This window comes from Streptomyces sp. NPDC042259, assembly GCF_055582085.1.
In genome coordinates this window covers 206,171-218,805 of record NZ_JBVJDW010000010.1, presented here as the reverse complement: position 1 = coordinate 218,805, position 12,635 = coordinate 206,171, and the positions used below count along the sequence as shown (strand labels likewise).

Annotated in this window: 10 protein-coding genes; 8 read left to right on the top strand and 2 right to left on the bottom strand. The window is 71.7% G+C overall.

Going from position 1 to position 12,635, the window contains the following annotated elements:
* Positions 1-53 precede the first annotated feature (53 nt).
* Positions 54-1,106 (bottom strand): LLM class flavin-dependent oxidoreductase, encoded by a 1,053-nt coding sequence (locus tag ACZ6MA_RS25345; protein WP_469436234.1) that lies wholly within the window; start codon positions 1,104-1,106, stop codon positions 54-56.
* Positions 1,107-1,382: 276 nt separating this feature from the next.
* Between ACZ6MA_RS25345 and ACZ6MA_RS25340 the strand changes: the two genes are divergently transcribed.
* The 8 genes from ACZ6MA_RS25340 (at position 1,383) to ACZ6MA_RS25305 (ending at position 11,542) form a co-directional block, all read left to right on the top strand.
* Positions 1,383-2,306, top strand: a complete 924-nt coding sequence (locus tag ACZ6MA_RS25340; protein WP_469436233.1) for an AEC family transporter — start codon at positions 1,383-1,385, stop codon at positions 2,304-2,306.
* Positions 2,307-3,236: 930 nt separating this feature from the next.
* On the top strand, positions 3,237-5,069 hold the full coding sequence (locus ACZ6MA_RS25335; RefSeq protein ID WP_469436232.1) for a PhoX family protein: 1,833 nt from the start codon (positions 3,237-3,239) through the stop codon (positions 5,067-5,069).
* A 413-nt stretch (positions 5,070-5,482) separates the two neighbouring features.
* A complete protein-coding gene (locus ACZ6MA_RS25330) occupies positions 5,483-6,235 on the top strand; it encodes a class I SAM-dependent methyltransferase (protein WP_469436231.1) in 753 nt (250 codons plus the stop codon).
* 2 nt (positions 6,236-6,237) lie between these two features.
* The gene (locus ACZ6MA_RS25325) at positions 6,238-6,882 is read left to right on the top strand and encodes a bifunctional 4-hydroxy-2-oxoglutarate aldolase/2-dehydro-3-deoxy-phosphogluconate aldolase (RefSeq protein WP_469436335.1); all 645 of its coding nucleotides are present in this window, start codon (positions 6,238-6,240) and stop codon (positions 6,880-6,882) included.
* A gap of 100 nt (positions 6,883-6,982) precedes the next feature.
* A complete protein-coding gene (locus ACZ6MA_RS25320) occupies positions 6,983-8,242 on the top strand; it encodes an aspartate aminotransferase family protein (RefSeq protein WP_469436230.1) in 1,260 nt (419 codons plus the stop codon).
* The gene (locus tag ACZ6MA_RS25315; RefSeq protein WP_469436229.1) at positions 8,239-9,621 is read left to right on the top strand and encodes an aspartate aminotransferase family protein; all 1,383 of its coding nucleotides are present in this window, start codon (positions 8,239-8,241) and stop codon (positions 9,619-9,621) included. Before ACZ6MA_RS25320 ends, ACZ6MA_RS25315 begins: the two co-directional genes overlap by 4 nt.
* A complete protein-coding gene (locus tag ACZ6MA_RS25310) occupies positions 9,618-10,454 on the top strand; it encodes an inositol monophosphatase family protein (protein WP_469436228.1) in 837 nt (278 codons plus the stop codon). The genes ACZ6MA_RS25315 and ACZ6MA_RS25310 overlap by 4 nt, the downstream gene beginning before the upstream one ends.
* On the top strand, positions 10,451-11,542 hold the full coding sequence (locus tag ACZ6MA_RS25305; protein ID WP_469436227.1) for a Gfo/Idh/MocA family protein: 1,092 nt from the start codon (positions 10,451-10,453) through the stop codon (positions 11,540-11,542). The genes ACZ6MA_RS25310 and ACZ6MA_RS25305 overlap by 4 nt, the downstream gene beginning before the upstream one ends.
* Before the next feature lie 65 nt (positions 11,543-11,607).
* Here the strand turns inward: ACZ6MA_RS25305 and ACZ6MA_RS25300 are convergent, their stop codons facing one another.
* Positions 11,608-12,582: a hypothetical protein gene (locus ACZ6MA_RS25300; protein WP_469436226.1), complete on the bottom strand. Its 975-nt coding sequence runs from the start codon at positions 12,580-12,582 to the stop codon at positions 11,608-11,610.
* Positions 12,583-12,635 lie beyond the last annotated feature (53 nt).

Here is a 12,635-nt window from a genome sequence, read left to right as displayed (position 1 = left end):
GTTCTTTCCCGTCCCGTGGAGCCGGCTGAAGCCGTCCCCCGGCAAGCGGGTGCTCAGGCGAGGAGTTCGGCGAGTCGGGCCATCTCCGTGGGTGGGTCGATCACCGGTTGGATGAGGAGTTCATCGATGCCCATCTGTTCCAGGGCCGCGATGCGGGTGCGAAGGTCGTCGCGGGTACCGACGAGGGCCAGGCTGTTCATCAGCGCGGGCAGGACCAGGTCCCGGTCCTGCGGTGCGATGCGTCCGAGGTAGTTGGGGTAGAGCTTGGTGTACCGGTCCCGTGCGGTGGCGGTGGTGCCACGCCGGTCGAGGAGTTTTCGCACCGCCTCGCGTTGGTCGGGGCCCAGTTGTCCGGCGAAGGCGGGCTCGTCGGCGGCGAAGTTCAGCAGTGACAGGACGAGGTGGCCTGTCGCGTCCCGGGCCGCGTCGCTGTCGGAGTCCTCGTTGTCGCGCAGCAGGTGGAGCGCGGTGACCACGTAGGAGTGCGCGTGGGAGCCGGGGTCGCGGAGGGTGCCGTCGGCGGCCTGTCGGCGGGCTTCGTGCAGTGCGTGCCAGGCTGTGGGGTCCAGCAGGCCGAAGGAGATGAGGCCGGCGCCGCGGCGGCCGGCGACGGCGGCGGCTTTGGGGCCGAGCGCGCCCACGACGAACTCGATCGGATCGGTGACGTTCACGTGCGCCCCGGTGTGCAGGAACCGGATGTCACGGACCCGGTCACCTTCGCGGTACTCGGTTGGGCGCCCGGCGCATAGTTCCTGCAGTGCCGCGGTGAAGTTCTCCAGCGCGGCCGCCGTGGTCGGCCGCATGCCCAGCGTGCGCCGAGCGGTGTTTCCGGTGCCGACCCCGCAGATGATCCGGCCCGGTGCCAGGGCGTTGAGGCTGGCGAACCCGCTCGCGGCGGCCGGAGCCGAGCGCAGCGCCGGTGAGGTCACGCCGATACCGAGCCGGATGCGACGGGTGGCCTTCGCACACAGGCTCAAGGCAACGAAGGGGTCACCGTGGACCATCGGGGTGTCGTTGACCCAAAAACTGTGCAAACCCAACTCCTCGGCCCGCACGGCGAGATCCTCCACACCGGGGTGCGCGGCGACCACGACACCTGCACGCATCAAATCTCCCAAAGTACGAGGAGCGAATCGAGATTGCTCATGCTGGCAGGTTCGAAGGCCGAAGCCCATCGCCGTGCCGCCATTCGGGTCCAGTTCGGGTCGTCACTTCGGTGACCTTCACCCCTCCTCACGACCGCACAGGAACGAGTCGTCAGGGCCCCCGGAGGCACGGTGCCTGCCCGGTGCCGTGAACCGCCAGGGATCATGAACCCCGGAAGACGCCGGGTCCGCTCAGGGCGGGCCGTGCGCGTAGCAGCGGCTGAACGGGTGGGGCGTGTGCAAGCAGTGATATCCGGCTTCGTGCCGATCTGGGGGGTTACCGCGCTGGGCTGGGCGGCAGGCCGTTTCGGCCTGCTCGGCCGACACGCCCAACCCGTGCTCGCCCGGTTCGCGTTCACCTTCGCCATGCCGGCGCTGCTGTTCCTCACCCTGTCCAAGGCCCCGGTGGCGGAGATCGCCGAGCCGGGCGTGGCGGTGTTCGCGATCAGTCTGCTCCTGGTGTTCGGCGCGGCCCTGCTGCTGTCCCGGTACGTGTTCCGGATGCGGCCAGCCGACCGTGCCGTCAACGCGATGACCGCGTCCTATGTGAACTCGGCCAACCTGGGCATCCCGGTCGCGGTCGGGGTGCTGGGTGACACCACGTTCATCGCCGCGGCCGCGGTGTTCCAGATGCTGTTCGTGACGCCGTTGATCATGGTGCTCATCGATCTGGACGTTCACCAGGGGGTGCGCGGTCAGTGGCGGCGGTTCGCGCGACTGCCACTGCGCAATCCCGTCATCGGCGCGTCGGCGGCGGGGGTCGTGGTCTCCGCCCTCGGCCTGTCGTTGCCCACCGCGATGACCGAGCCGATCCGGATGGTCGGCGGCGCGGGGGTGCCCGCGGCGTTGTTCGCCCTCGGGATGTCCCTGAACACGAGGGTGGTGCCGGACGCCAAGGGGATCGCCGAGCGGCTCGTCCTCGTAGGTCTCAAGACGGCCGCGCAGCCGCTGCTCGCCTACGCGCTCGGGCGCTGGCTGTTCGGCCTGCACGGGCACGCTCTGCTGGCCGTGGTGCTGTGCGCCGGCCTGCCCACCGCCCAGAACGCGTTCCTCTACGCGGCCGAATACCGGCTGCGCACCGATGTGGCGAGGGACGGCGTGGTGTGGTCCACGCTTCTGTCGCTGTGCACCTTGTCGCTGATCACCTGGCTCCTCGCGTGACTGAAGGGGCCGCGGGCCGACGATCGCGTAGCCGTGGACGCGGACGCAAAGCCGGTCGGTTGCCGGCCCCGCTACATCGCCATGGGGCGGCTGTTCAGGCACGGGTGGCGGTGGGACCGCCGCCGGCTCCACCTCGTACGGTCCGAGCAGCCGGCGAGGGGCCGTCCGCCGCCACCCAGCCCTGTTCAACTGCGCGTCCGGTTACCACCGGAACACCTAATCCACCCCGCCCCTGCCGCAAAAGGCACCGCCAGCAGCGACTTCCCCGCCGCGCGGGTACCCCGCGACCCCTGTGGGTCGCGAAGTCGTCGACGACCGGCATCCGTGGCGTGCGTGTGAGACGCGCTGTCGGCACATGGCGCCCGGAGCGGAACGAACCGGCCACCCTCCGTCCGCCACCGTCCTCCCCGTGCACCCGCGCCCTCTCCCGCCGTCCCCCGCGTCGGTTCCGTCGCACGGTCGGGCTCATCTCCGTCCCCCTCACAGCGTCAGACGCAAACCGGAATGCCTTGTACCGGTTGACGGGTGACGCCATGACCGCCGGGGCGATCCCCCGTCACCCCCGCCCGCTCCGTCGACAGCAAGCAATTTCCAGCCACACGCACTTACCTTCTCTTTACGTGCGAGCAGACGCCACTTCGCCTTCATTCGCGCACTCATACGCATGATTGTCAGCTACATACGGCTCATGCATACTGCCAAGGAGGCCCAGACGGACACCAGAAAAGGATCTTGAGCGTGCCATCCCGGCGACTTCCCCTTCTCGCCACCGGTCAGCATTCTCCGTACGCGCCCGACACCTGCAGATTCAAATGCGGAAACGCTTGCGCACACGACGCTCCCAACAGGTCGGCGAATAGCTACTTTGGCGAATTATTACCAACGGTTTTATCTCGCAGAAACGTACTCGGCGCCGGCGTCCTCGCATGGATGCCACTGGCACCGACGCCCGCGGCGGCCGGCGGCCCGCCCGCGCGGGAGGCGGCGGGGCGCGGCTTCGAGCCGGTGCCGCCCGACAGTGGCGACCGGGTCACCGTCCCCGCGGGCTTCACGCACGAGGTGCTGATCGGCTGGGGGGATCCGGTGCTGCCGGGTGCGCCGCCCTTCGACTTCGACCGCCAGAGCGAGGCCGCGCAGGCACGGCAGTTCGGGGTGAACAACGACTACTGCGCCCTCGTCCCGCTGCGCGGGGACGGGCGGTGGCTCCTGGTCAGCAACCACGAGTACGCCACCGAGCCGCTGATGTTCCCCGACTGGGACCCCGCCGCTCCCACCGAGGCCCAGGTGCGTACCGCCTGGGCGGCCTACGGGATGTCGGTCGTGCTGGTGGAGCGCTCCCCCGACGACGGAAGGCTCCTCGCCCGGGTGGACGGGCGGTGGAACCGGCGCATCACCTTGACCACTCCCTTCGAGGTGCGCGGCCCCGCGGCGGGGTCGCCGCTGCTGCGCACGTCCGGCGACCCCGGCGGCACGCGCGTGCTGGGCACCATGGCCAACTGCTCGGGCGGGACGACGCCCTGGGGCACCGTGCTGTCCGGCGAGGAGAACGTGCACATGCCCTTCGCGCACGCCGACCGGGTGACCGATCCGCTGGTCCGCGAGGGGCTCCGGCGGTACGGGTTCCCCGAGGGGCCCTCGCTGCGCCGCTGGGAGAACCACGACGCCCGGTTCGACCTCGGCCAGGAGCCCCACGAGGCGCACCGCTTCGGCTGGATCGTGGAGATCGATCCCCTGGAGCCGGACTCGGTTCCGGTGAAGCACACGGCGCTGGGCCGCTTCAAGCACGAGGGCGCCAACATCTCGGTCGCCCCCGACGGGCGCGTCGTGGCCTACATGGGCGACGACGAACGCTTCGAGTACCTCTACAAGTTCGTCTCGGACGGGCGCGTGCGCGAAGGCCACGACACGGCGGCTCGTGCGCACAACAAGCGGCTGCTGGACTCCGGGACGCTGTATGCCGCGCGGTTCACCGGTGACAGTCCGCCGGAGGAGATCGACGGGTCCGGCCGGCTGCCGGAAGACGGCGCGTTCGACGGGTCCGGCAGTTGGCTCCCGCTCGCGCAGGGCGGCCGCAGCTTCGTGCCCGGCATGAGCGCGGAGGAGGTGTACGTCTTCACCCGGATCGCCGCCGACCGGGCCGGAGCGACCCCCATGGACCGGCCCGAGGACGTCCAGCCGCACCCGGTGACGGGGCGGGTGTACGCCGCCATGACCAACAACGACCACCGGGGGCTGGCCGGCCGGCCGGGGCCCGACGAGGCCAATCCGCGCGTCCGGAACCGGGACGGGCACGTCCTGGAGCTGTGCGAGCGCGGTGCGGACCCGACGGCCGAGCGGTTCGGCTGGCGGCTGCTCCTGGTCTGCGGGGACCCCGCGTCCCCCGGGTCGTACTACGGGGGTTTCGACAAGAGCCGCGTCAGTGCGATCTCGTCCCCCGACAACCTGGCCTTCGACGCACACGGCAACCTGTGGATCGCCACGGACACCGGCGGCCAGGGCGGGCGGAACGACGGCTTGTACATGGTGCCGCTCAGCGGGCCGGAGCGCGGCCGGGTGCGGCGGTTCCTCACCGTGCCCACCGGCGCGGAGTGCTGCGGTCCCGTGATCGGCCCGGACTTCGTGCTCGTCTCGGTGCAGCACCCGGGCGAGCTGCCCGACGCGTCCCCGCAGCGCCCCGCGTCGCACTGGCCGGACGGCGGCGGCGCCCAGCCGCGTGCCGCCGTCATCGCCGTACGCCGCGAGGAGGGTGGGCCGATCCTGTGAATCCGTCGAGAGTCGGCCACCGCCACCGGCGCGGGCATCGTCGGCGGTGGCCCGTACACCGCAGGTCGCGAGGGGAGTGCCCCGCCGCACGGGCGCACGGGGACGCACGTCGCTTTCACGCCAACATCGCAAGAACGGCCGTCAATCGCGATGCGGAAGGTTTTCGCTTTACACTTTCTTGGGGAAGGATGATCTAGCACCGAGCGCTTCACGCCGTGTCCGCCCGTGGGTGGCCCGGGCATTCACGCCCGGGGCCGACGACCCCGGGCCGTCGACGGCACGGACGTCCCGGCGTTTCGGGATTTCGGAATTCCCCGTGCCCATGAGCGGTAATTCTGCGGCACGGAAGCCCTGTTCCTTTCGGGCCTTGTCCAGCCTTCTTCACCACGAATGACATGAATGAGTGGGTGGCAGTGCAGACGTCTGTGAACTTTTCCCCGGCAGCCGATTTCTACGACCAGACTCGCGGAGGTGAGGCGCGCGGCCGCAGGATCGCACCGGCCCTCGCCGAGCGCATCGCGAAGGACGAGCTGATCCTCGACGCGGGCATGGGTACCGGTGTGGTGGCACTGGCGCTCACCGAGACGGGGCATTCCGTGGTGGGCATCGACCTGTCGCACTCGATGCTGACCAAGGCGGTGCACCGCGTCGGGAACGTCGCCGCGGCCGCGTCCCTGACGGACCTGCCGTTCCAGGGCGGGACCTTCTCCCAGGTCTACAGCGTGTGGGTCACCCATGTCGTCGGCGACCTGCGCAAGGGCCTGTCCGAAGTGCACCGCGTGCTGAGGCCCGGCGGACGGTACGTGGTGATCCCCGGGATGATCCTCTTCGACGACCATCCGGTCAGCAGGATCATGGAGAACATCCAGACCCGCACCGCCGAGGCCGACGACCGCGCCGAGCGCATCGTGCCACTGGCCGAGTCGGTGGGCTTCACCGCCGTCGAGGTCGGCGAGCTGGAGGCGGCGGTGCACGAGCACAGCCCCGAGCAGATCGCCTCCGGTCTGGAACAGCGCATGTTCTTCCATCTGTGGGCCGTGGACGACGCGGTCTTCGAGGAGAAAGTGGCGCCCCTCATCGGGGAGTTGCGCGCGCTGCCGGATCCGGACCAGCCGGTCGTACGGCGGACCAGGCGGCAGATCATCGTCCTCGAGAAGCGAGCGTGACCATGGCCGAGGAGCACCGTACCGAGCTGGCCGCCGCGGTCGCGGCCGACCCGCTGATCGCCATGCTCACCGAGCCCGACTCCCCCGCCGTGCCGGCCGTGACGGAGGAGCTGGGCAAGGCGGGCATCCGGGCCGTGGAGATCACCCTCACCTCGCCGGGCGCGCTCGACGCCGTGCGGCGCAGCGTCGCCACCGGCGCCGCCCTGGTGGGGGCCGGGACCGTACGCGACCGGGAGACCGCGCGGCGCGCGGTGGACGCGGGCGCGCACTACCTGCTCACCCCCGGGGTGCTGCCGGACGTGCTGGACGAGGCCGGGAAGCTCGGTGTGCCCGTGGTGTGCGGCGCGTTCACCACCACCGAGGTGATGGAGGCCTGGCGGCTGGGCGCCGCCCTGGTGAAGCTCTTCCCCGCGCGGCTGGGCGGGCCCGCGTATCTGGCGTCGCTGACCATGGCGTTCGGCGACATCCCGATCGTGCCGACCGGTGGCATCACCGCTGACGACCTGCTCGACTACTTCGCGGCGGGCGCCCACGCGGCGGCGCTCGGCCGCCCTCTCGTCGGCGACGCCCTGCACGGTGGCGATCCGGCCGCCGTACGGCACCGGGCCGCCGGCCTCCTCGACCGGGTGCGCGCCGCACAGGGCTGATCCCTGCCGGGCCGGCGGCCCGCTCCCTTCCGCGGCGCCGCCTTCGCGGACCCGTCCGGGCCGTTCACCCCCCACCGTTGTCCCGACGAAAGGAAGACCCTTGGGTCTGCAGCGCTCCTTCGCACTCGACAGCAAGGCCGAGCGGATCGACGCTCTGGCAGCCAAGCGCAAGAACGTGATCGCCTCCGACCAGATGGTCGAGGGCCACTACCCGGTCTTCGCCGACCGGGCCCGCGGTGCCCATTTCTGGGACGTCGACGGCAACAAGTACCTCGACTTCTTCCTCTCCTACGGCACGGTCATCCTCGGCCACGCCGATCCCGACGTGGACGAGGCCGTGATCCGCGAGATCCGGCAGGGCTTCGCCACGGGGCTGATGAAGCCCGTCCAGACCGAACTCGTCGCGGAACTGCTGGAGATCGTGCCGGGCGCCGAGATGGGCATGCTGCTCAAGACCGGCTCCGACGCGACCGCCGCGGCGGTGCGGCTCTCGCGCGCCTTCACCGGGCGCGACCGGGTGGTGCGCTGGGGCTACAACGGCTGGCACGACTGGTGCGCCCAGTGGGAGAACGGCATCCCGGCCGTCAGCCGTGCCTTGGTGGACACCTTCACCTACAACGACCTCGACTCGCTGCGCGCGGTGTTCGAGCGCCACCCCGGCCAGATCGCCTGTCTGGTGATGATGCCGTTCATGGTGGAGCGGCCCGCGCCCGGGTTCCTGGAGGGCGTACGGGAGTTGACCCGGGAGCACGGCACGCTGCTGGTGTTCGACGAGATCCGCTCCGCGTTCCGGCTCGCGCTCGGCGGCGCCCAGGAGTATTACGGGGTCACCGCCGACCTGGTGACGCTCAGCAAGGCGTTCGCCAACGGATATGCGATCTCCGCGCTGACCGGGCGGGCCGATGTGCTGCGCACCCTGGACAAGGTGCACATCTCGTCCACGTACTACGCCAACGCCGATGCCATGGCCGCCGCGCTGGCCACCGTGCGCAAGTTGCGGTCGGGCGACCATCTGAAGCGGATCTGGCAGCTGGGCGAGCGGCTGCAGAACGGGCTCGCCGGGCTCATGGCCGAGTTCGGGGCGCCCATCGAGGTGGTGGGGCACCCGCCGATGCCCTTCCTCGACTTCGGCTTCGGTGACGAGGACCGCGACCAGCGGGCCAAACGGGTCTTCTACACGGCGACGATCGCCGAGGGTGTCTTCCTGCACCCCAACCACCACTGGTTCATCTCGGCGGCCACCACCGACGAGGACATCGACACGGCGGTCCGCGCCGTGCGGAGCGGCCTCGACGCGCTGGCCGCGGACGGGTGGCTCGGTGCGGGGCGGGCAGGGCAGAAGGAGCGCGGGGCGATATGACCGAGTCCGACATACGGCTCCCGCCGCCCGCCGACGGCGGCGCCCCGGGGGCGAACGGCCACGGCTGGGGGATGCTGCGTCCGCGCACCCGTACCGAGGCGCACTGGGCCGAGGAGCAGGAGGTGATCGGCCCCGGGCTGCAAGCGGTGATGCTGCTGTCGCGGCTGTGCGTGGCGGCGGTGGACGGCGCCGAACTCGTCGACGTCGACGGCAACCGCGTCATCGACTTCCAGGGCGCGGGCGGCGTCAACTCCCTCGGCCACGCGGAACCACGCTTCGTGGCGGCCCTCGCCGACGAGCTGACCCGGGCCACGGCGGGCGCCTTCGCCACCCCCGCCCGGCTCGACATGGTGCGGGTGCTGCGCGACTTCCTCCCCGAGGAACTGGACACCATCCAGCTGTACAGCGGGGGCACGGAGGCGGTGGAGGCGGCGCTCCGGCTGGCCAAGTCGGTCACCGGCAAGCACGAGTTCCTCTCCTTCTGGGGCGGATTCCACGGCAAGACCATGGGCAGCCTGGCACTGACCGCCGGTGCCCGCTCGGGCCTGGGGCCGCTGCCGCCCGGCTACTTCTCCGCTCCGTACGCCAACTGCTACCACTGCCCCTTCAAGCTCACCGCGCCCGGCTGCGGCTTCGCGTGCGTCGAGCACGCCCGTGACGTGATCAAGGAGAACTCCACCGGGGCGCTCGCCGCGATCGTCGTCGAGCCGGTGCAGGGCAGATCCGGCAACGTCGTCCCGCCGCCCGGCTATCTGACCGCGCTGGGCGAGGTGGCCCGGGAGTTCGACGCGCTGCTGATCGCCGACGAGATGATGACCGGCTTCGGCCGCACCGGCGCCCCCTTCGCCCACCAGCACGAGGACGTGCGCCCCGATGTGCTGACCGTGGGCAAGGGCATGGGCGGCGGCTATCCGGTCACCGGGGTCGTCGCCGCGGGGCAGACCATGGCCGCGGCGCCCTTCTCCGACCCCAGCGCCAGTTCCTCCAGCTTCGGTGCCTTCCCCATGGCGTGCCGCGCGGTGGCCACCACCACCGGCATCATCGGCGAGGACAAGCTCGTCGAGAACGCGGCCGAACGCGGCCGGGAGATGCTGGACCGGCTCAGTGACCTGGTGGAGCTGGCCCCGCTGGTCGGCGACGTGCGCGGGGCGGGGCTCGCGCTCGGCATCGAGCTGGTGGCGGACAAGGAGAGCCGCAGGCCCGCGCCGAAGAGCGTCGTGCAGCGCGTCTACCTCGAACTGATGGAGGCGGGCGTACTGGTGATGCTCGGCGGCAACACCCTGCGGCTGTACCCGCCGCTGACGATCGGCCGCGAGCAGGCCGACACCGCCGTCGGCATCATCCGCGAGACCCTGATCCGCACCAGGGGTGAGGGATGACCAATCCCTGGCCGCACACGACGGTGCTCGACTCCGCCCGGCTCACCGCGACGGCCCATGAAGCCGCGACGGCAGCCGGGGACGAGTTGCTGCGCCGGCGGGGTGCCCCGCACTCGGTGCGCACCAAGGAGGGCGACGCGCTGGTCAGCGACGCCGACCTGGCAGCGGAGCGCAGCGCGCTGGCCGTGCTGCGCGCCGAGACCCCCGGCTTCGCGGTGGTGTCGGAGGAGACCGGGCAGGACTGGCCCGACGACGGGCGGCCGACCTGGATCGTCGATCCCCTCGACGGCACCACCAACTATCTGCGCGGGCTGCCCGACTACGCGGTCGCGCTGGCCCTCGTCGTGGCGGGCCGCACCGAGCTGTCACTGATCCTGGTGCCCGAGTCCGGCACGGTGTTCCGGGCCGTCGCGGGGGCGGGCGCCTTCCGTGACGAGGTGCCGCTGCGCATCGGGGACCGGCCGCCGGGCCGCCCGCTCACGGGCACCGGCTTCGGCACCGAGGGCGTGGTGCGCGAGCGACAGCGTTCGGTGGCCGACCGGTTGCTGCGCGGGGGCTTCGAGATCCGGGAGCCGGGCAGCGCGTCCACCGGACTGTGCCGGGTCGCGTCGGGCGCGTACGACGGCTATCTGGAGTTCGGCATCGGGGTGTGGGACACCGTGCCCGGTGCGCTGCTGGTCAGCGAGGCGGGCGGCACGGTCACCGGATGGGGCGGCGGGGTCTTCACGCCGCGCCACGGCCACCTGGTCGCCGCGTCGCCCGCCGTCCACCGGGAACTGGTCGAGGCCGGGGGCCCTTGCCCGCCGGCCGCGGAGTCGGGAGGGCCCGCATGAGCGAGACATACGGGGCGCGGGCGGCGATCGGCCGCGAGGAGACGGTCTCCGTGGCCGTCGTCGGGTTCGGCACGGCGGGCGGCGCCCGGCTGAGCGGTTACGCGGCGGTGCCCGGCGTGGAGGTGACGGCGGTCGTCGACCCGTCGCCCGAGCGGCGCGAGCAGGCGGCACGGCTGCTGCCACGGGGACGGGTCTTCGCCTCCTACGAGGAACTGGCCGCGAGCACGGACACCCCCGTGGACGTGGTGGACGTGTGCACACCGCCCGTGCTCCACGATCCCCTGACCAGAGCCGCGCTCGTCGCGGGCCGGCACGTCATCTGCGAGAAGCCGGTGGCGGTGCGCGGCGCGGACGCCCGGGAGCTGATCGCGCTCGCCCGCGAGCGGGGGCGGCTGCTCTTCCCTTCGCACAACTACGGGACGTCGCCCCTGATGCGGACGTTGCGGGAGGCGGTGGACGGTGGCCGCTCCCCGGGGGCGGAGGACGGCGGCGCCGGGGGCGGCGTCGGGCGGCTGGAGTCGGCGACCTTCCGCGTCCTGCGCGACCGGCACGCCCGGGGGGTGCCGGGCTTCGCACCCGACTGGCGCCGCTCGGTCGAGCTGGCGGGCGGCGGCATCCTGCTGGACCACGGCACGCACTGCGTCTACATGGCGCTGCGGCTCTTCGGCCGGGCGCCCGTGAAGCTGTCCTGCACGGTGGAGCGGGCCGGAGGGGATCCGGCCGCGGTGGACGAAGCGGCCCGGCTGCGCCTGGACTTCGGTGACGGGCAGTGCGACATCGAACTGAGCTGGACCAGCGGCGAGCGTTCCAACCACTACGCCGTCTCCGGTTCGGCCGGTGTGCTCAGCATCGACGACGGGGAGGTCACCGGCCGCACGGCCGCGGGCCGTTGGCGGCGCTCCCTGGTCTCGCCGAGCAAGGACCAGACGCATCTGGAGTGGTTCGCGCCGATGTACGAGGACTTCCGGCGGGTGCTGGCCGCTCCCGGGCTGTGGGACGGCCCGGCCCGGGAGATCGAGGACACCGCGCGGATCGTGGAGGCGGCCTACGCGTCGGCGGACGCGGGCGGCCGCACGGTGCCGGTCTGACTTCCTCGCACCCCGGCGGGGCCCCGGCCGGTACGCCGGCCGCGGCCCCGTCGTCGGATCCCCGGTCAGGCCGCCGGGGACCCGCCGATGGCGCGGGCGAGCAGCGGGCCCTCCTCCGTCAGGTTGTCGAAGGTGGTGGAACGTTCGTGGGAGGCGAAGTAGTGGCAGATCACCCGGTCTTCGATGGCGGGCAGCCACTCCAGGCGACCGGACCGGTAGGGCTCGCCCAGATCGCGGGCGCCCCCGTCGCCCAGGCGGCCGCCGAGCAGCGAGTACGACATCTGCGTGACGTAGCGCGGAGCGAAGCTGATCTCCCGGGGCAGTGCCTTCAGGGTGCGTTCCAGGAAGTCCGCGTCGAAGAAGGCGTCCGTGTCGACGGCGGCGAATCCGCAGCACATGTACGGCACGTAGGGAGTGCCGGGCAGGTGGTCCGCTATCCAGTGCACGCCCTGGGGCTCCCAGCCGAACTCCGGCGAGTACAGGAAGGCGGGACGCGTCCCCGGCTCCGCGGCCGCCCATTCGACGAGCGCGTGCGGGCGCGACAGGAACACCACGTCGCTGTCCATGCTGACCACCAGCGGCGCCTCGCTCAGCAGGAAGTAGTCGACGAGCTGGAGGATGCGGACGTTGTTGCGGCGGACGGCGGCGAGCGTGGGGTGGTCCGCGAGCTTCTCGGCCACGCGCCGGTCCGCCTCGGCACGGCCGATGATCCGGACCTCGGGCACCTGGCGGCGCAGCCGGTCGGTGTCGCGGGCGGTGAGCGTGCCGTCGTCGTGCACCACCGGTGTCACCTCGGGCCAGTGGCGGGCCAGCGACTTGGCGGCGAACAGGTAGAGGGGCACGTGGTCGGAGGAGACGAGGCTGTGCACCTCCACTCCGTGCTCCGCGGTGAAGCGGGGGGCCTTCGTGGCCAGCAGCCGACGGGTGAGGGCGAACGCGCCCTGGGCGCCGGCGTCCTGCGTGTTGACGTCCTGGGTGTTCACGTCGTGTGTGTTGGCGTCGTGAGTGCTTCCTGCGGTGCCGGCTCCGGACTGACTCATGCGGGTCTCCTTGACCGAAGGACAAATATGAACGAACACCTCAATTATGATCA